The organism is Edaphobacter paludis (genome assembly GCF_039993895.1).
Lineage (GTDB): Bacteria > Acidobacteriota > Terriglobia > Terriglobales > Acidobacteriaceae > Edaphobacter > Edaphobacter paludis.
The window spans coordinates 1,874,636-1,894,587 of sequence record NZ_CP121194.1 but is presented as its reverse complement, the minus strand read 5'-3'; the positions used below and the strand labels follow the sequence as shown (position 1 = coordinate 1,894,587).

Genomic DNA, 19,952 nt, shown 5'->3' with positions numbered 1-19,952 from the left:
TCATACTTGGATGATGCCCTCATTCCGAGGCATTGACTCAAACCGTATCCCTGCATACGATTGAAATAGCCGCTTACGCCGCCAGCCCTCCCAAATGAACAAACAAATTTTCTACGATCCGCTACGAAAACGCTGGAAGAGGCTGCGTCGAATTCTCGACATCCTCGCCCTTCTGGGATTTCTGCTGATCACCGTGTTTCTTGTGGGCTTGCTGCGCACGAAACCGTTGCCCGAGCTGTCCTTCCAGACCCAGAAACGCAACTACCGCACGCTCACCAATCCGCGTAAGCCGGTACTGAAGCCCGGCCAGAAGCTTCGCCTTTCTCCGCATCGAAAGACCGACCTTAAGCCCTCCGACGTCACGCTGAACTCCGGTGAAGGTCTTCGTGCTGCCTACTATGTCGAGTGGGATCCAGCCAGCTACTCCTCGCTCAAGCAGCACATCAAACAGGTCGACCTCCTCTTTCCCGAGTGGTTGCACGTCGTTACGCCTGACGGAAATCTAACCTCCTTCACTATCGACAACCGCCCCTTTCAGGTCGTCGATAGCGGCGGAGTCCACTCCGTTGATCAGGAGTTCAAGGTCGCCCGCACCATCGCGGAAAATCACGTCGATACTGAAGTCTTCCCGCTCGTCAACAACTACGATCCGGTCAAGGGCGTCTTTCTGCCCTCCATCGGGGATTTCCTCGAAGACGACTCTGCCCGCGCCAACTTCCTCAAGCAGCTCGATACCTTCTTCGCCGCCAATCCGAATTATCACGGCCTCTCGCTCGACTTCGAAGAGATTCCCTCTGACGCGCAGCCCGGCTACAACTCTCTCATTGCCGCTATCTACAGCGATTTCCAACAGCGTCATCTCCGCCTCTACGTGAACACCCCCGTCGGCGACGATGACTTCAATCTGAAGTACATCGCCGACCACTCCGACGGTCTGCTGCTGATGAACTATGACCTCCACCAGACCGATAGCGGCCCCGGCCCTATCGCCCCACAAGACTGGTTCATCGACAACCTGAAGAACGTCCTCAAGATCGTTCCCAAGCAGAAGATCATCTGCGCCATCGGCAGCTACGGCTACGACTGGTCGCTCGCAATGCCGCCGGCGTCATCCGGAAAACAGGCCAAGTCTAAAAAGCAGCCACCCCCCAAGGTGCTGACCTCGCAGAACCTCTCTACGCAGGAGGCATGGCAGGAGGCATACGACTCGGGCTCCGACATCGATCTCGATGACAACTCTCTCAATGCCCACTTTGCCTACGATGACGAAGACGCCCACGTTCGTCATCAGGTCTGGTTCCTCGATGCAGTCACCGTCCTGAACGAGATGCGTGCTGCCCGCGCCCTTGGCCTCGAGACCTTCGCCCTATGGCGGCTCGGCTCAGAAGACAACTCCCTGTGGAAGATCTGGGACAATCCGACCAAGGGCGATCCGCTCAAAGATCTCGCGACCGTCGAACCCGGCTACGACGTCGACACCGAGGGCGACGGCGACATCCTGCGCATAACTCGCAAACCCCAGAACGGTCAGCGCACCATGACCCTGGACGATGACGCCTCGATCCCCTTGAACTATCGCTCCATCACCGACGAGACGATGGACTCGTTGCCCCTCTCTTACACGATCCAGCAGTACGGCTACCATCCCAACGAAGTGGCGCTCAGCTTCGACGATGGCCCGGATCCGCAGTGGACGCCGAAGATCCTCGATATCCTGAAGCGCTATGGCGTTCACGCCACCTTCCTTATGATCGGCGAGGTCGCCGAAAATAACGTCGGCGTCATGCAGCGGGTCTATCGCGAAGGCCACGAGATCGGCAACCATACCTTCACTCACCCAGATATCAGCGATATCTCCAACGCGCAGGTCGACCTGCAACTGAACCTGACCGAGCGGCTTTTCGCCTCCAAACTTGGCGTTCAGCCCCTCTATTTCCGACCGCCCTACTCCATCGATCAAGAGCCCGACACCAACGACCAGGCCGCGCCTGTCGACCGTATTCAGAGCTTGGGCTACGTCATTCTCGGCAACAAGATCGATACCAACGACTGGGACGAGCACCCGCGCAAATCTCCCCAGGAGATCATCGACAGCGTCTTCCAGCAGATTAACGACATGCAGGCCCGCCCCTGGACCAAGGGCTCTGTCATCCTTCTGCATGATGGCGGCGGAGACCGGTCGGCAACCGTAGCCGCTCTTCCCAAGCTGATCGAGGCCCTGCGTGCGCACGGGTACAAGATCGTCAACGTATCAGATCTAATAGGCAAGACCCGAGCCGAGGTCATGCCCCCGCTCACGCCACGTCAGCGCTGGCTGGCCCGTGCCGACTCCATCACCTTCTTCGTCGTCGGCTTCTTTAACAACTTCATCGTCGGCGTCTTCTTCGTTGGCGACATCCTGATGAGCGCGCGGCTCATCATTATGGGCATCTGCGCGGTCATCGACCGCCTGCGCAAGCGAAAGAACTACGCCACGCCGGAGTATCTGCCCAAGGTCGCGGTCGTCATACCCGCCTACAACGAAGAGACGGTCATCGTGCGGACCATTCGGTCCGTCATGATGTCCACCTATAAGAATCTGCGCATCATCGTCGTGGACGACGGCTCCACCGACAAAACCTACGATGTCGCCCGAGCCGCCTACCCGGCTGACATCGCCTCCGGACGCCTGACTATCATGACCAAGCCGAACGCGGGCAAAGCCGAGGCGCTCAACTTTGCGCTTCCGTACATCGACGAGGAGATCTACGTCGGCATCGACGCCGATACGGTCATCGCTCATGATGCCATCGCCAGGCTTGTCCCGAACTTTGCTAACCCGAAGATTGGAGCTGTCGCCGGCAATGCCAAGGTAGGCAACAAGGTCAACCTGTGGACCCGCTGGCAGGCGCTCGAGTACATCACCAGCCAGAACTTCGAGCGCCGCGCCCTCGACCTCTTCGATGTGGTCACCGTGGTTCCGGGAGCCATCGGCGCATGGCGCACCTCAATCGTCAAAGCCGGCGGCGGCTATCACTCCAATACCGTCGCCGAAGACGCTGACCTGACCATGAACATCCTCGAACAGGGCTACTCTTCCATATACGAGGATGCGGCGTTGGCATTCACCGAGGCGCCGGTGACGGCGGACGGCCTCATGCGCCAGCGCTTCCGCTGGTCCTTCGGTATCCTTCAGGCCATCTGGAAGCACCGCGGCGCATTCACCAAACACAAAGCGCTTGGCTTCTTTGCGCTGCCCAATACTCTCGTCTTCCAGATTCTGCTGCCGCTCGTCTCGCCGCTGATTGACTTGATGTTTGTCGTCGGCGTGGTGACCTACTACATCGACAAACACTTCCATCCGGAGACCACCTCGGCGGCCAGCCTGGAGAAGTTGATCGTCTTCTTCCTCGCCTTCCTGATGATCGATTTCGTCACCTCCGCGCTCGCCTTTGCGCTCGAACGCAAGCATCCGGCCAGCAAGGGCGACGGCTGGCTTCTCTTCCATATCTGGATCCAGCGCTTCACCTATCGGCAGGTCTTCTCGGTCGTACTCTTCAAAACCATCAAGCGCGCCATCGACGGCAAACCCTTCAACTGGGACAAACTGGACCGGACTGCCAAGATGTCCAAATCCACCGATCAGCTGACCGAGGCAGGCTCATAACGCGTTTCAAAGATCGCTTTACCCAATCGGACCTCCATTCGCGCTAGAATCACGGCATTATGGCTATCGCGAATCCGGTTCTCTCCCCCGCTGCCCGTTCGACTCAGGCCCCGTTTGTCAACGAAGCATTTGTTGACTTTACCCTGGCGTTGAACAAGCGCCTCATGCAATCTGCGCTCGACGAGGTGGAGAATCAGCTTGGACGCGAGTACGACCTTGTGATCGGAGGCCGGCGTCTGCGGACGGAAAGCAAGATTGTTTCGACCAATCCGGCCCGCCCTAAACAAGTTGTCGGCATCCACTCGAAGGCAGGAACGGAACACGTTCAACAGGCGATCGATGCTGCCCAGACCGCCTTCGTAAGCTGGAGTCGGACCTCGGCAACCGACCGGGCCGGTCTCCTCTTCCGCGCCGCAGGGCTCATCCGCGAGCGCAAATTTGAGTTCTGCGCATGGCTGGTCTACGAAGTAGGCAAGAACTGGGGCGAGGCTGACGCAGACGTAGGCGAGACCATCGACTTTCTGGAGTTCTACGGACGCGAGGCGCTCCGTTTGGCTGGCGCAACCACGCCCATCCAGTTTCCCGGCGAGCGCAATCAGCTTCGCTACCTGCCGCTCGGCGTAGGTGCAGTCATCTCGCCGTGGAACTTTCCCTTCGCCATCATGGCGGGAATGACCGCCGCCGCGATCGTCTGCGGCAACACGGTGATTCTCAAGCCATCGGAGGACGCGCCCACTATCGCCGCAAGATTCGTCAGCCTGCTCGAAGAGGCGGGTCTGCCCGACGGTGTCGTCAACCTTTGCCCCGGCTCCGGAGCGGAATTCGGCAGCGCTCTGGTTGAGCACCCGCAGACCCGCTTCATCGCCTTCACCGGATCGAAGACCGTCGGTTTGCAGATTCACGAGCGCGCCGCCCGCACCCAGCCCGGCCAGCACTTCATCAAGCGAACGATTCTAGAGATGGGCGGCAAGGACTCGATCATCGTCGACAATAACTGCGACCTCGACGCAGCCGTGCAGGGAGTCCTCGCCAGCGCCTTCGGCTTCAATGGCCAGAAGTGCTCTGCCTGTTCGCGGGCCATCGTCGACGCAGAGGTCTACAACACATTCTGCGACCGGCTACAGACAAAGGTGGCGGAGATCAAGACCGGGGACCCCGTGGAGAACGTCTATACCGGTCCCGTCATCAGCGAGAAGGCCTACCGCAAGGTCCTCGGCTACCTCGACATCGCGAAAACCGAGGGTGTCGTGATCAATGGCGGCCAGGCCATCGAAACTCCAGAGGGGGGCTACTACATCGCACCGACCGTAGTTAAGGATGTGGCGCCCACCGCCCGCATCGCGCAGGAAGAGATCTTCGGACCGGTGCTGAGTGTCATTAGGTCGAAGAACTTCGACGACGCACTGGCCATCGCCAACAACACGGAGTACGGCCTCACCGGAGCAATCTACTCCAACTCGCGGGAGAACCTGGAGAGAGGGCAGAACGAGTTCCACGTCGGCAATCTCTACCTCAATCGGAAGTGCACGGGAGCGATGGTCGGCGCGCATCCCTTCGGCGGCTTCAACATGAGCGGCACCGACTCGAAGGCCGGCGGCCCCGACTATCTCCTGCTATTCACTCAGGCCCAGAGCATCGCGGAAAAAATAACGAAGACAAGTTCCACAGCGGAAGAGCAATCGGACCAAATGGGGATGTAGCCCGGTCTGGCTCAAGCAGTCTTCATCTCAATTAGATTTCCCGCCTTGGCAGCGGCCTCCGCCAGAACACGGTGATGAATCGTAAAAAGGGCCAGTTCCAAACGGTCCGAGACACCGGTCTTGTCGTAGATCCCGCGCAAATAGTTCTTGATGACCTGCTCCTTGGTGCCAAGCTGCGCAGCAATCTCCTTGTTTTTGCAACCCTGAACAATCAGCGCGACGATCTGCATCTCCTTCGGCGTCAACCGGTCACGGACACGCGCGCCAACACTGTCAGCAACCTGCATGGTAGTAACGTTGGCAAGCTGAACAAAGCGCTGCCCTCTGGCTACCCGGCGAACACAATCGACAAGTTCGGGTCCGGCGACACTGCGTCCGACAATGCCGTCGAAAAGGGCCAACAGTTCGTCAGCAACCTGTTCTGCATTTTCCGCCACCAGGATAATCCGGCTGCCAAGTTCCTTGCTACGACTGAATAAAGCAGGATAATCCGGCCGCAGACTTGAAGCTACGAGCAAAATACTTCCTCGAAACATCTCCATCGCAGTACTGAATTTCTCCGCATTTTCGCATTGAGCGACGATGCGCATATCGTCCTCCAATGCAAGCACACGTGCTGCCCCGGCCCGGAAAATCGCTTGGTTGTCAGCGAGGATTAGTCGATTCATGAGTATTTCAGTCTCCTCCCGGGACTCAGAGCATTTTCACCACTGTTGCGAGGTGGATAAGGTCTGCGCGTTCCATTTTTCTGATAAAACGGCCTTCCGACTTCGAAGCGTCGTAAACGCCAACAGCACATGCTACCGCCCGGTATGGTCCTCATCGGCAATCTTGAGCGCCCTGCATGGCAATGTCCATTAATCGGACAGTCCCAAGCGCAAATCGATTCATTTATGAGCCTTTCTAATCAATACGATATGTTTCTGAACCCTCAAGGCATTAGGCACAATCGAATAATACATACGGAATGTGGAAAACATTCCCGCGAAGTATAACTAGGGTATGCCTAAGCCAATTCTGCTCGCTATCGATGACGACACCAGCGTTCTGGAAGCTGTCGTTCAGGATCTGCGCCGCCACTACGGTCAAAGCTACCGTATCGTGCGTGCTGCCTCGGGCGGCGCCGCGCTCGATATCTGCCGCCAGCTTCTGGAACGCAAGGACACCGTCGCCCTCTTCCTCTCCGACCAACGGATGCCGGGAATGACCGGAGTCGACTTCCTGCAACAGGCCCTCAAGCTCTACCCCGACGCCAAGCGGGTACTGCTGACCGCCTACGCCGATACCGAAGCGGCGATCCGCGCGATCAACGCCGCAAAGATCCATTATTACCTCAATAAGCCGTGGGATCCGCCTGAAGAGAAGCTTTATCCTATATTGGACGACTTGCTCGAAGCCTGGAAGCAGGGGTACAAGCCACCGTTTGAAGGTATCCGTGTAATCGGTGTACGTTGGTCACCGACGGACCACGCTGTCCGCGATTTTCTTTCACGCAACCGTATTCCCTACCAGTGGATCAATCCGGAACAGCATCCCGATGCCCTTACTCTGCTCAAGGAAAAAGGGATTGACGACGGTAAGCTGCCAGTCGTCCTGTTCGGAGATGGAACTGCGTTGGTGCAGCCCTCATCGAGCGACCTGGCACAGAAGCTCGGCATTCCCACCCAGGCGCAGCAGGAGTTCTACGATGTTGTTGTCGTAGGCGCGGGGCCGGCCGGGCTTGCGGCGGGCGTCTACGGAGCTTCCGAAGGTCTGCGCACCCTGATCGTCGAGCCCAATGCGGTTGGCGGACAGGCTGGCTCCAGCTCCAAGATTGAAAACTATCTCGGCTTCCCTTCCGGCATCAGCGGCGATGAACTGGCCAAGCGGGCATTTCTGCAGGCAGGCCGTCTTGGAGCCGAGTTCCTTCTGCAGCAGGTCACCTGCATCCGCTCGGAGAACCAGTACCACATCGTCCAGATGAAGGATGGCCACGAGGTCACCTGTCATGTGTGTCTCATCGCCACCGGTGTGTCTTATCGCAAGCTCGAGATCCCGGGTTCAGACAGACTCAGCGGAGCAGGCGTCTACTACGGCGCGGCACTTACCGAAGCGATGTCCTGCGCAGATGAAGAGGTCTACATCATCGGAGGCGCAAACTCCGCAGGACAGGCGGCGATGCACTTTTCCCGCTATGCCTCGAAGGTACACATGCTGATACGCGCCGGCTCTCTTGAAAAGAGCATGTCGAAGTACCTCATCGACCAGATCAAGGCCACGCCCAACATCATCGTCGAGACTCAGACCGAGGTCATCGCGATGTCGGGAGAAGAGCATCTGGAGTGCCTCATGCTCAGGACGCCTCAAGGCGAAGAGGCCCGGGCCGCCAGTTCGCTGTTCATCTTTATCGGCGCCGCGCCCAAGACGGACTGGCTGCCGAAGGAGCTTGCCTGCGACAGTAAGGGCTTCATCCTGGCCGGACCTGAACTGAAAGCAAAATCGGCGGGAGCGTGGAGGCTCGACCGCGAACCTTATTTGCTGGAGACAAGCATTCCCGGTATCTTTGTCGCCGGCGATGTTCGATACAACTCCGTCAAGCGATGCGCCTCGGCCGTTGGCGAAGGTTCGATAGCAATCCAGTTTGTGCATCAGTATCTTGCGACACTTTGAAAGGCAACTTCCCAGTCAAACAATGAGCGACCTAATCCAATCCGTTCAGGCAACACCAGCCGCCACAATAAGCGATGCCCTCTTCGCCAAATTGCGCACGGTCTCCATTCTCTCGACCTTGAACGACGAAGAGTTGCGCTGCCTTGAAGGCGCGGAAGAGATCACTCTACAAAAAGACGATCTGCTCGCAAAACAGGGCGAAGTTGCCCATTACTTCTGGATCTTGCTGGAAGGTGAACTGCGCGTGCTGCAAACAGTCGCCGACGGAAAGGAAATGAGCCTTGCGCCCATTCCGGCCGGAACAGCATTTGGTGAAGTGCCGTTGCTTTCAAATACGCCTAATCTCGTAAGCGTTCGCGCATTGGAGCCATCCCGTCTGCTGCAATTCGATGAGGAGGCCTTCTGGAAGTTGATGACGACCTGCCCGGGTGTACGCAAGTCCATCCTGGGAAACATGGCGTTGCGGATTCAGAAGTTGCAGAGCATTGCTGTTCAGCAGGAGAAGATGGCGTCGCTCGGCACCCTCGCCGCGGGCCTGATGCACGAGTTGAACAACCCTGGAGCTGCTGCTCGCCGGGCCGCCTCCCAACTCCGGGAAAACCTGATGCGCATACACGAACTCACCGCAAAGTTCAGCCGTATCGAACTAAGCCACCAGCAGAAACAGTGTATGTTCGATCTGCAGGAACACGCGCTTCGATCCAAGCAGCCCCTGCATATGAATTCGCTCGAACAGAGCGATGCGGAAGAGGCACTGGCCGAATGGATGGAGCAAGCCAATATCGAGAACGCCTGGAAGATGGCACCGACCCTCGTGTCGATCGGCATCGATGCTGAGGAGTTGAAATGCGCGCGCCAGGAGTTTCCCGGCGCCACTTTCACCGACGCTCTAAGTTGGCTGGCCGCGCTTGTCTCCAGCATGCAACTCGTCAATACGATCGAAGAGAGCATTGGTCGCGTCACCGATCTTGTCCTTGCCGTGAAGTCCTACGCCTACGAAGGGAAAGGGCCGCGTCAGACCATCGACATCAACAACAGTATCCATGCGACTCTCGTAATCCTTGGCCACAAGTTTCGTGAGAAGGAGATTACGGTCGAGAAAAACCTGGCCGCCGATCTCCCGGTGTTTCAAGCGATTTGCTCCGGTCTCAATCAAATCTGGACCAACCTGCTCGACAACGCAATTGATGCGGCATCTCCGCATGGCCGGATCAAGGTGCGTACGTGGATTGAGAAAACGCTTAATGATGGACGCCCCGAAATCTGCATCAGCATCAGCGACAACGGCAGCGGAATCCCTGCTGAATGCCAGGCGCACATCTTCGATCCCTTCTATACAACCAAACCCATGGGCGTCGGTACAGGCATCGGCCTCGGCATCGTTCATCGCATCGTGGAGCAGAATGGCGGGACGATTCGCTTCGCATCCGAACCCGGCAACACTGAGTTCGTTGTTCGGCTTCCCATTGACAACATTCAGCCACCAGAGCAGGCTAGCTAAAGCTACGCGTATACGGCCAGAGCTTCTGCCGTCGGCAGTCGCGATGGCTCCTTGCGCCGCATCGTAAGATGAAGGCGAGGAGAACAAAGTGCCTTTGACTCCATTTCATATCGCCTTCCCCGTAGACGACCTCGATGCCGCCCGTCTGTTCTACGGAACGACGCTGGGCTGTGCCGAGGGCCGTAGTTTAACTCAGTGGATCGACTTCGATCTCTTCGGCCATCAGATCGTCGCTCACCTGAAGCCTGAATCTAGCAATCGCAATCGACATTCCAACCCTGTGGACGGACACGAGGTGCCCATTCCTCACTTCGGCGTTGTCCTCTCGATGGACCAGTGGCAGGCGCTGGCCGACCGACTCCGCAATGCAGGCATCCGCTTCATCATCGAACCATATATTCGGTTCAAGGGCGAGGTCGGCGAACAGGCCACCATGTTCTTCCTTGACCCCGCCGGCAATGCGCTGGAGTTCAAGGCCTTTGCCGACCTCAAACAGCTTTTTGCAAAATAGTCCTCTTTGCGCACGAAGCAAGCACCGCAAATAGGCTGACCACTGATTGAGGTCAGACCTTTGCGTTTGCGGCCATCCCCATAAACGCCGCGAAAAACCCATAGCTAATTCGATTTAGTTCATTTAGACTTTTTATCGACCAGCAAGAGACGTTTTGGCGATCGCAATCAAACCAGACAGACGGCTGCGTCCAGATATGAAGGAGCACCGATGGAATTTTCCGCCTTTTTCAAGGGTCTAACGATCTCTTCCCTCTCCGCTGTACTGGCTCTCGCGTCCTTTGGGCCTCAGCAGGCGCAAGGTCAAAAACAGCCAGACACTGCAAAGATGCCATGGATGAATAAAGCGCTGTCCCCCGACCAGCGGGCCGATATGGTGCTTAGTCAGATGACGCTGGACGAAAAGATTCAGATGGTGCACGGCACCGGCTGGGGAGTTCTGCGGGCGGGCGATCCCATCGCTCCAGGCTCGAACTTCGGCGCAGGCTATATGCTAGGCATCGAGCGCCTCGGAATTCCCGGCATCAACATGGCCGACTCCGCCGTCGGCATCCGCATGGCCGCTATTCAGAGCCGCTACGCCACGCTACTGCCCTCCACCCTCGGAGCTGCCGCAAGCTGGGATCCCGATGCAGGCTTCCTCTATGGATCGGTCATTGGCCGTGAGGCCCGCGCCCAGGGATTCAATATGTCCATTGGCGGTGGTCTCGACATCACCCGTGAACCACGCAACGGACGCAACTTCGAGTATGCCGGCGAAGATCCGGTTCTCGCCGGCGTCATGACCGGAGAACTCGCGCGCGGCGTCAAATCCGAGCATGTGATGAGCGACATCAAGCACTACGCGCTCAATGATCAGGAGACAGGACGAACCGTCGTGAACGTTCTGCTCGACAAGCGTTCCATGCGCGAGTCCGATCTGCTCGCCTTCGAGATTGCCATCGGAATAGCGAAGCCGTCAGCCGTGATGTGCTCGTACAACCTCGTCGATGGCGACCACGCCTGCGAAAACGACTATCTGCTCAATCAGGTTTTGAAGAAGGATTGGGGCTTCAAGGGCTTTGTCGTCTCCGACTGGAGCGCGACCCACAGCACGGTCAAAGCAGCGCTGAACGGGCTCGATCAGGACATGCCCGGCGACGACAACTACTTCAGCGACCCGCTCAAGAAGGCCGTTGAAGACGGCCAGGTTCCCGCTGCCCGTCTCGATAACATGGTGCACCGCATCCTGCGCAGCATGTTCGATGCCGGCGTCATCGATAACCCGCCGGTGCGCAGCGTAGTCGATCCCTTCCGTGGCCGCGACGACGCTCAGCACATCGCCGAAGAGAGCATCGTCCTGCTCAAGAACTCCGGCGACATTCTACCTCTGAAGGCTGATCCTTCTACTTCAATTGCAATCATCGGCTCACACGCCGACGTAGGCGTCGTCTCCGGCGGCGGCTCCGCGCAGGTCGACGCACCCGGCGGCAACGTGATCGATCCGAAACCCGGCCCATCGCCTTGGGGTCAGACTATCTACTTCCCTTCGTCTCCTCTCCGCTACATCCGCGCGAAATCTCCGCAGAGTAACGTCCAGTACATCGACGGCAAGGACAACACCGCAGCAGCCCGCCTAGCCAAATCCTCCAGCCTCGCTATCGTCTTCGTTACGCAACCCATGCGCGAAGGTGTGGACGCGCCAACCCTGTCCCTGCCCGACAACCAGGACGCTCTGGTCGAGGCGGTGGCTGCAGCCAACCCCAACACCATCGTCGTGCTTGAGACTGGCGGCCCGGTCACCATGCCGTGGGCGCAGCAGGTCAAAGGAATCGTCGAGATGTGGTATCCCGGCATCGGAGGGGCACAAGCTCTCTCCAACATTCTCTTCGGCGATGTAAACCCTTCGGGCAAACTCGCCGTTACCTTCGCAAAAAGCGACGCTCAGCTACCGCACCCCACCGTTCCGGGTCTCGAAGCAAAGGTAAAAACGACCGGTGACGATCAGCACCACGAGGTCGCTCCATTCGATCTCAAGTACACCGCAGGAGCGGCGGTGGGCTACAAGTGGTTCGAGGAGACCCACAAGCAGCCGCTCTTCCCGTTCGGCTTCGGGCTCTCGTACACCACCTTTGCCTACTCCAGCCTGACGGTCGATGACGCCACGCGCACCGCACACTTCACCGTCAAAAACACCGGCCAGCGTGAGGGCACGGAGATCGCGCAGCTTTACGTCGCTCTTCCTCCCGCTGCGAAGGAGCACTTCAAGCGGCTCGCAGGATGGCAGCGTGTCGAGCTTGCGCCGGGCGAATCGAAGACCGTGAGCCTCACCCTGAACCCGCTCTACCTCTCCATCTTCGACACCGCCAAAGATGCATGGCAGCTACTGCCGGGCGACTACAAGGTGATGGCCGGAGCGTCATCCAGCGACACACCGCTGAACGCCACACTCCACGTTCAGCCGTAGAGCAACTCGCAAATGAGAGAAGCACAGCGCAACCGGATATGGTTTACCGCTGTGCTTCTTTTTGCGTAACGCCCGTCATCTCTAGTCGAAGAGAAACGACCTACCAGGTGGAGTAGGAGGTGCCGTCTGAACCCGCCCCCGGAGCCCCACTGTGCACGTCGTCTATGCCCGAGTCGGTCTGGTCAGTAGTCGACATATCGCTGCCTTCGACGGGAACCCAGGTATCGCTCCGGTGAGTGAAGGGATCGACCGGCATGGTCTTGAGATAACCCGCCTGAACCAGGTCGTCCAGCGACTGCGGAGCTTTTTGCTTGTCGACGGTATAGGAATCAATCGCCGTGCGCATCGTGTGCAGGTCTTCCTTCAGCACCGCCTCCCTCGCATTGCGGATATTGTTCGTATACGAAGGAATAGCGATGGCCGCCAGTAGTCCAATCACCACCATAACGATCATGAGTTCGAGCAGCGTGAAGCCTTGCTCGGAGCGACGTGTTGCGCGGATTGGATGCATCGCTACCATGTGTTGTATTTTGTACCGTCCAGTGCGGTGCCGTCACTCTTCGTATAGACATCGAAGACATTCTGGCCTCCGAAGGAAGTCGAATCAGGATCGTCCTGGTTCGAGCGCAAGCCCCAGTCGGTCGAGTTCGTCATAGGATCGATGGGAATGCGGCGGAGGAACTTGACCTTCTTGTCCTGAATATCGACGCCATCGACAAGGGTTTGGAGATCGGGCGGGTAGTTCATGCTATCGACCTTGGTCTGGATGCCCCCTTTGACGGCTGCATCGTAATAGTGGTCGATGGCGTCACGCATCTCCCAAAGATCGCGGCGCAGTTCGCGCTCCTTTTCACGTTTGACCTGAAACCGTGCAATGGGAATGGCGGCGGACGCGAGGATGGCAACGATCGCCACGGTGATGATCAGTTCGACGAGCGTAAGCCCGGATTGTGAGTTGCTCCACCGGCGAGGACACACATCCTCACCGACCGGACGCGGGACACCCAGATCTTTTATCAGGGCCGGGTTGTTACGCACAATCACTTCACATGCACCACGGCCTGCGAACCGACGGCCGGAAGATTGGCCTGCGCGCTATTGCGTGCCCCAACCTTTACCAGCGCGAGGTTGGAGTCTCCTGCCGCAACGGCCTTGAAGGTCAGCGTGCACAGGCTTCCCTGCCCGCTTACACCGGAGACATTCGGGGGACGAGAGCTGGAGATGGTGACGAGTCCGTTGCCGTCGTCCCGATGCACCAGCGCCACGGCCTGACCGTCACGTCCGAGGAAGTTGCCCGTATCGACGTTGACCAGTTGAAGAACCTTCGGGTTGAACTGCATCTGCAAAGGAACGGAATAAACATCGCGCCCGTTGCCGAGCATCACCGCTACCTGGAAGGTGCTTCCAACCGTCTGTGCCGAAACCGGCGCAACCACGCTGAGGCTGACAGGAGGACCGCCTGGAGCAATGGCTGAAGCTGGCGGCGTCAGAGGCTGCGCCTGCTTCTGCATCTGCTGCACCATGGCCGCCGCCGCATTGGCGGCGCTGGTCGCCGGACCAGTGGAGGGAGACTTCGGGTTCACGAATCCCGGATTGCCTATGTCCATGGCAGCCTGCTCCGCCGCATCGGTGTGCCGCAGTTCGATGGACTGACCTGTGCCGGTATCGATGGCACGGGTGTTCAGGCGGCTAAGAACGGACTCACGGACGATGTGAGGAATGAGCAGAAAGACGACCTCGTCCTGCTGCTTCTCTGTTCTGCGAGAGGAGAAGAAGTACTTGAAGATGGGTAGCTCGCCGATACCCGGGGTGCCATTGACCGTGAGATTGTTCTGTGTGGTGAGAATCCCGGCGAGAATGCTGGGCTCACCCTCCTTAAGCTGAATCACCTGATCAATGACACGCTGCCCAATGATCGGTTCGGTGACGCCCGAGATAGTGACCGAACTTTGCTGCGACGAGACCTCGACCTTCATCTTGAGGCTTATCTCGTTGTCGTAGTGGACCGTTGGCGTCATGTCGATGTTGACGCCGACATCAATGAAGGTGAACTGCGTCTGCACGCCGATGCTCGCAATTCCGGTGGAGACTCCGGCGTTATAGGAACCGGTTGCGATAGGGATTCGTTGGCCTATTTTGAGTTGGGCCCGCTGACCATCGGTCGCTCGAATACTTGGATTCTGCAGGACACGAGTGTCGGCATCATTTAGGAGAGCATCGAGCGTGGCGCCGCTGATGCCCACCGCAAAGTTCGTGGCGTTCAGATGGGCGAGCGAGTTGAGTGTGAAGTTCGAAGATGTTGTACCGGTCCCAGTGCCAGTGCCGGTACTTGTACTACTGCTAGTAGTGGTCGGCGAAGCCTGTGGAGTGATGGTCACCTGCTGAGGCAGGGCGAGTCCCAACTGGCGGACCTTGTCGCGGTTGACTTCAAGGATGGCAACGTCAACCACCACTTCAGGACGAGCGCGATCGAGGTCGTTGATGAGCTTTTGGGCCAGCAGAAGCTGGTCCGGAGTGGAACGAATGACGATGGCATTCTGGCTGGGCACCAGATTAACCTTGGTGGTCGGATCCAGCAGATTGCGAATCGCCGTAAGAACTTCGTTGGCATCGCTCTGCTGGCTGGCGTTGGTGAGATAGAAAGTCTGGACAGCTTCCTCGTCCAACTCGGCACGCTTGGTGCGGGTGTTCGCGGCAACGAAGATCGTATTGGTGGTAACCGGCTTATAGAACGTCCCGGCTTCGGTTCCAACGATGCGCAGTGCATCGGACAGCGTGACGTTGGTGAGGTCAATGGGAATACGCTTGGATGTGTAGTCAGGGTCGAAAATGACATTCAGGCCAGCCAATTTCCCAATGGCCTGGTAGATGACCTTGACGTCTTCCACCGCATGAAGAGTAATCGGATCGTCGGAGACGGGTTTCAGTTGGATAGGACCGGCTACCGAGTTCAGTTCATTGACGATCTCCGATTGCCTCGTATCAGGCGTGCCGGAAACAGCGCCTGAAGGAGAAGGCACTGGTGGAGTGTGACTGGCGGCCTCGGGATGCTGCAATAGATCGATCTCCTGCTGGGCCGTCTCGTTGGAGGGATCGATCTCGCGGGCACGAAGAAACTCATTCAGGGCTCCGGCGAGATCGCCGCTCTGATGCAGCACACGCCCACGATCGATATGGCTTACTCCAGCCTGAAACCTCATCCGCTCAAAGTGCGCCTTATAGGTAAGGTCCTTGGGATCTTTGAGGGTGGCTTGACGGTAGTCTTCGTAGGCGGTGTCGTAGTCCTGGCGCACCTCCGCGTCCTGTCCGCGCTTCTCCCACTTCTTGGCGGACTGCGCCTGCGCCGAGGCCGGGCTGAAAAAAACGAATCCAGACACCAAAAAGAGAAAAAGGTATGCCTGGAACGCGAATGCCGGTACTTTGATAGTTGAACTTTTGCCGCGACCCATGCTGCTTCCGTTTGCGTCCTTTACACCGTGAAGAGTGCGGCGTCTGCCGGAGTACACGCCTGTCTCCATGAGGGCCGAGTGAAGGGCGCTGCCTGTGAAGGCCGTGCCAGCCAGGCTATTGCGCTCGGGTGAGTATACCATTCGCGGTGCGGTCGACCTCATGCTTGTAAAGGCTTTGAAGGTTAGACGCGGCAGGCGTCCGCTGGTGAGATTTGAGTTGGCGGCGTGTTAAAGTAAGAGATTCCATGCCTCGCTCACTTTCCAACCCTACCGTCGCCCATCAGCCCAAGCCCGTAGTGAAGGCGAAGGACCGCGATCCGGTGGCAGCCGGCATGAGGGACGCCGCGTTCAATCGCTCGGCAAGCTTCAACTATTTCCTCTCGGACAAAGTCGAGGCCGGCGTCGCTCTGCGCGGGACCGAGGTCAAATCCATCCGCGAGGGCAAGGCGAATCTGAAAGATGCCTACGGGCTACTGAAGGACGGGGAATGCTTCCTGCTCAATGCCCACATCGGCCCCTTCTCTCACGGCAATGCGATGAACCATGATTCACTCCGCACCCGAAAGTTATTGCTGCACAAAGCCGAGGTGCGGAAGCTCGAAGCCATGACCAGGCAGAAGGGCTTTACCTTGATTCCGACACGACTCTACTTTCGCAATGGCCGGGTCAAGTGCGAACTCGCCCTCGCCAAGGGTAAGCAGGAATGGGACAAGCGTGCGACCGAGCGCAAGCGCGAGGCCGACAACGAAGCCAAAGCCGCCGTCGCGCGGAGTCAGCGGCGCTAGCTCTTCCATCAGGCCTGATTTTCCATAATGAGCGCAAAAATGTCGTGCAGCTTTGTCTCGACCCAATGCCTGAAAATCGGGTTACGATAGTTGCTATGGATGCGAAGCTTCTCTTTCAGGATGCGGCCGGGTTTGCTACACCCATGCTTGCGGTATTTGCTGTAGATATTGCCACGGCGAATGATGCAGAACCACTGCCGGCTCTGCTATCCACGTCGGACGCGGTGACGGATGCCGCCGAGAAGGTCATGGCATCGGGCGAGTTCAAGGCCGGTTTGGGCGAGACTCTGCTGCTCCACGCTCCAAATGGACTGAAAGCCGAGCGACTGCTGCTCGTAGGCATGGGCAAGGCCAAATCGCTCTCTGTCGATGAGGTCCGCAAAGCGGGCGGTGCCGCAGTGCGCGCAGCCAAGCCACGCGGCCTGCGCCAGATTGCGATCGTCTTCCCCGAGGACCACGCCTTGTCTGACGAGCATCTCGACGAGCTGCCGTGCATGTTGATGTCGCGGGCCTTGATTGAGGGCGCATCGCTGGCCGACCCTGACTACGACACCTATAAGAGCGACCGTAAAGATACCGCCTTGCAGACGCTCTCGATTCTTGCCAAGGAGACAGAGAAATCAACCCGTGCGGAGATTCAGCAGGGCTTCGATGAAGGCCTGATCGTGGCTGCGGCGCAGAATTTTACCCGGTCGCTGGTCAATGAACCGGGCAATGTGCTGACGCCGACCGTGCTCGGCCAGCGTGCGGCGGCGATGTGCGCCGAGATGGGATTGAAGTGCGAGGTCTTCTCGACAGAGAAGCTGCATGAGTTGAAGATGGGTGCCTTCTGGGCGGTAGCGCAAGGATCGGCCGAGCCTCCGGCGCTCATCGTCATGACGTATGAACCTAAGCTCGAAAAGGGCAAGTCTCCCGTCAAAGACGCTCCAGTAATGGGGCTGGTGGGCAAGGGCATCACGTTCGATACAGGCGGAATCTCCATCAAACCTGCCGACGGCATGGAGAAGATGAAGTACGACATGGCCGGGGCCGCTGCCATGATCGGCGCCATGCGCGCCATCGCCCAGTTGAAACCGAAGGTGAAGGTCATCAGCGTCATCTGCTCGGCGGAGAACATGCCCGACGGCAAGTCATTCAAGCCCGGCGACGTGGTAACCGCCATGTCCGGCAAGACCATCGAAATTGTAAACACCGACGCCGAGGGCCGCCTGGTGCTTGCCGACGGTCTGCACTACGCAAAGACCCTGGGGTGCACCCACCTTATCGACGCAGCGACCTTGACCGGCGCATGCGTGGTTGCGCTGGGAATGTTGAATGCCGGATTGTTCTCGAACAACGAGGAGGCCTGCGAAAGATTCCAAAACTCGCTGAAGACCTCGGGCGAAAAATTCTGGCGGCTTCCCTGCACCGATGATTATCGCGAACAGATCAACAGCCAGATTGCAGACATCCGGAACACCGGCGGAACGCGCTGGGGTGGAGCGATTACGGCGGCGCTGTTTCTGAAGGAGTTCGTAGGAGACACACCTTGGGTGCATCTCGACATCGCCGGATGCGCATGGAACGAAGAGGTCAAGCCCGCAATTGCTAAGGGCCCGACCGGAATTGCGGTGCGTTCAATTTTGGAGTGGGTGCGCAGCTATTCAGCATAGGATTCTGACCAGCAGATAAACGAGGCACTATTTATCTGCTGGTCAAAGCGAACAAATGGGATCATGCGGCAGCGTGTTGAGTTGCCCGGCTGAAAAGTTCTATTACCGTCTTATTGAAGGCAGGAAGATCGTCCGGCTTGCGGCTCGTCACTAGACCGTTGTCTTCGACGACCTCCTGATCAACCCATTTGGCGCCTGCATTGCGAAGGTCGGTCTGCAACGACGGCCACGAAGTAAGCGTCTTTCCGCGCACCACGTCCGCCTCGATCAGTGTCCACGAGCCGTGACAGATCGCCGCAACCGGTTTATTCGCCGTGAAGAAGCTCTTGATGAAAGCGACGGCCTGTGGATCCATCCGAAGCTTATCCGGGCTCATCACTCCTCCAGGGAGCAGAAGCGCGTCGTAGCTCCCTTCCTTCGCCTCGGAAAGCTCTACGTCAACTTTGACGGACTCACCCCAGTCGGTCATGTCCCACCCTTTGATCTTGCCCGATTTGATTCCGGCCTTTGGAGCAATGACGTCGACCTGTGCTCCAGCGTCCTCCAAAGCCTTTTTCGGTTTGGTTAGCTCAACCTGCTCGAAACCCTCTGTGGCCACAATCGCCACGCGTTTGCCTTTTAGCTTTCCGCTCTCTTCTTTGCCGAGAATGCTCATATTCCACCTTTCCTCTTAAATAGGTCAGATTCGATTGGGCACACGACCGTTGTCCGCGGGCAGGATGTCCGTTGGAGGCACAAATAACACTTCGCGGACAGGCGACTTACCACCGTTAAGCCACTTGGCTGCCCAGCCGCCCAACATCGCCGTTCCTTGTTGTCCATCGTTTTTAGACGGGTTTTTATGGCTTCGTCAGTTTCAAATCCGCCACCGTTCCCTCGGTGTTGTGCGAAAAACGAATCCCATAAACCCCGTCGGTCGACTTCAGCTTTCCCGCCGTCACCAGCTCCGATTTGTTGTAGCTCGCCACGACCGTGCCATTGATCGCGCACTCCACCTTGTCGCCCTTCACCGAAAGCGCGATCGTCTGCGTCACAGGCTGTCCCGGCCCTGCGGCCTTGTGCACAGCGTCCGATTCTCCGCTCCGTCCATTCATGCGAAACGGCTCTGGCCCAAATCCGCGCACAATGAAGGTGCCATTCCCATACGCCGCGCAGTAAAGGTCGCTCTGCTGATCAGTCCCCATATCGTTGCCAGCAATAAAAACGCCGTAAGGATGCGGATGGTCGTTCAGGTTCATGTACTTCGGCTCAGTGAACGTCGCGCTCACGGTATAGTCGCCCGCTGCCTTGTTCGCAGGATTCCAATACGTCACTGCCGGCCCGGTCGTCACATGCAGCACGTTGCCCTCTTCGGACAGCTTCGCATCCTTGATCGTCTGGCCAGCCTTTGCCGCGTTGGCATCAATCTTCCCCGTCCACCCGGCAGCCGAGATGCCGCCACCGGCCACAGCGCGGGAAGAATCCCCCTGCCCCTGTGCACCCACAAACGCAGGAACAAGAAGAGCAAGAGCAATGGCAAGCGTAGATCCATGAACAAGTCGCATAAAGAAAATCCCTCTCAAAGAAGAAGTCACTGGCAGTTCGAAATTATAGGAGCTTCCCCCTTCGCCGCCG

14 protein-coding genes are annotated in these 19,952 nt (G+C 58.0%); 8 read left to right on the top strand and 6 right to left on the bottom strand.

Going from position 1 to position 19,952, the window contains the following annotated elements:
• The first annotated feature begins 94 nt into the window (after positions 1-94).
• Both P4G45_RS07785 and pruA read left to right on the top strand, forming a co-directional pair.
• Entirely contained in the window at positions 95-3,646 is a 3,552-nt protein-coding gene (locus P4G45_RS07785; protein WP_348269105.1) for a polysaccharide deacetylase family protein, read from the top strand.
• Positions 3,647-3,705: 59 nt separating this feature from the next.
• On the top strand, positions 3,706-5,346 hold the full coding sequence (gene pruA / locus P4G45_RS07780; RefSeq protein WP_348269104.1) for an L-glutamate gamma-semialdehyde dehydrogenase: 1,641 nt from the start codon (positions 3,706-3,708) through the stop codon (positions 5,344-5,346).
• An 11-nt stretch (positions 5,347-5,357) separates the two neighbouring features.
• Here pruA and P4G45_RS07775 read toward each other — a convergent pair whose 3' ends face one another.
• Positions 5,358-6,014 carry a response regulator transcription factor gene (locus tag P4G45_RS07775; RefSeq protein ID WP_348269103.1) on the bottom strand — a complete coding sequence of 219 codons (657 nt, stop codon included), beginning with the start codon at positions 6,012-6,014 and terminating at the stop codon, positions 5,358-5,360.
• A 334-nt stretch (positions 6,015-6,348) separates the two neighbouring features.
• On the opposite strand from P4G45_RS07775, the gene P4G45_RS07770 reads away from it, so the two are divergent.
• The 4 genes from P4G45_RS07770 (at position 6,349) to P4G45_RS07755 (ending at position 12,452) form a co-directional block, all read left to right on the top strand.
• Positions 6,349-7,995, top strand: a complete 1,647-nt coding sequence (locus P4G45_RS07770; RefSeq protein ID WP_348269102.1) for an FAD-dependent oxidoreductase — start codon at positions 6,349-6,351, stop codon at positions 7,993-7,995.
• 22 nt (positions 7,996-8,017) lie between these two features.
• The gene (locus tag P4G45_RS07765) at positions 8,018-9,496 is read left to right on the top strand and encodes an ATP-binding protein (RefSeq protein ID WP_348269101.1); all 1,479 of its coding nucleotides are present in this window, start codon (positions 8,018-8,020) and stop codon (positions 9,494-9,496) included.
• 88 nt (positions 9,497-9,584) lie between these two features.
• Entirely contained in the window at positions 9,585-10,007 is a 423-nt protein-coding gene (locus tag P4G45_RS07760) for a VOC family protein (RefSeq protein ID WP_348269100.1), read from the top strand.
• A gap of 210 nt (positions 10,008-10,217) precedes the next feature.
• Positions 10,218-12,452, top strand: coding sequence for a glycoside hydrolase family 3 C-terminal domain-containing protein (locus P4G45_RS07755; RefSeq protein ID WP_348269099.1), 2,235 nt, complete (start codon positions 10,218-10,220; stop codon positions 12,450-12,452).
• 100 nt (positions 12,453-12,552) lie between these two features.
• Here P4G45_RS07755 and P4G45_RS07750 read toward each other — a convergent pair whose 3' ends face one another.
• The 3 genes from P4G45_RS07750 to P4G45_RS07740 are packed head-to-tail and all read right to left on the bottom strand — an operon-like array spanning position 12,553 to position 16,042.
• Entirely contained in the window at positions 12,553-12,963 is a 411-nt protein-coding gene (locus P4G45_RS07750) for a prepilin-type N-terminal cleavage/methylation domain-containing protein (protein WP_348269098.1), read from the bottom strand.
• Positions 12,964-12,965: 2 nt separating this feature from the next.
• Complete coding sequence (locus P4G45_RS07745; RefSeq protein ID WP_348269234.1) at positions 12,966-13,460, bottom strand: type II secretion system protein; 495 nt, start codon at positions 13,458-13,460, stop codon at positions 12,966-12,968.
• Between the two features lie 32 nt (positions 13,461-13,492).
• Positions 13,493-16,042: a cohesin domain-containing protein gene (locus tag P4G45_RS07740; RefSeq protein WP_348269097.1), complete on the bottom strand. Its 2,550-nt coding sequence runs from the start codon at positions 16,040-16,042 to the stop codon at positions 13,493-13,495.
• 104 nt (positions 16,043-16,146) lie between these two features.
• On the opposite strand from P4G45_RS07740, the gene smpB reads away from it, so the two are divergent.
• Both smpB and P4G45_RS07730 read left to right on the top strand, forming a co-directional pair.
• A complete protein-coding gene (gene smpB, locus P4G45_RS07735) occupies positions 16,147-16,686 on the top strand; it encodes an SsrA-binding protein SmpB (RefSeq protein WP_348269096.1) in 540 nt (179 codons plus the stop codon).
• A gap of 95 nt (positions 16,687-16,781) precedes the next feature.
• A complete protein-coding gene (locus P4G45_RS07730) occupies positions 16,782-18,338 on the top strand; it encodes a leucyl aminopeptidase (RefSeq protein WP_348269095.1) in 1,557 nt (518 codons plus the stop codon).
• Positions 18,339-18,399: 61 nt separating this feature from the next.
• Here the strand turns inward: P4G45_RS07730 and P4G45_RS07725 are convergent, their stop codons facing one another.
• Positions 18,400-18,993, bottom strand: a complete 594-nt coding sequence (locus P4G45_RS07725; protein ID WP_348269094.1) for a type 1 glutamine amidotransferase domain-containing protein — start codon at positions 18,991-18,993, stop codon at positions 18,400-18,402.
• A 184-nt stretch (positions 18,994-19,177) separates the two neighbouring features.
• Positions 19,178-19,882 (bottom strand): hypothetical protein, encoded by a 705-nt coding sequence (locus P4G45_RS07720; RefSeq protein ID WP_348269093.1) that lies wholly within the window; start codon positions 19,880-19,882, stop codon positions 19,178-19,180.
• Positions 19,883-19,952: the final 70 nt, after the last annotated feature.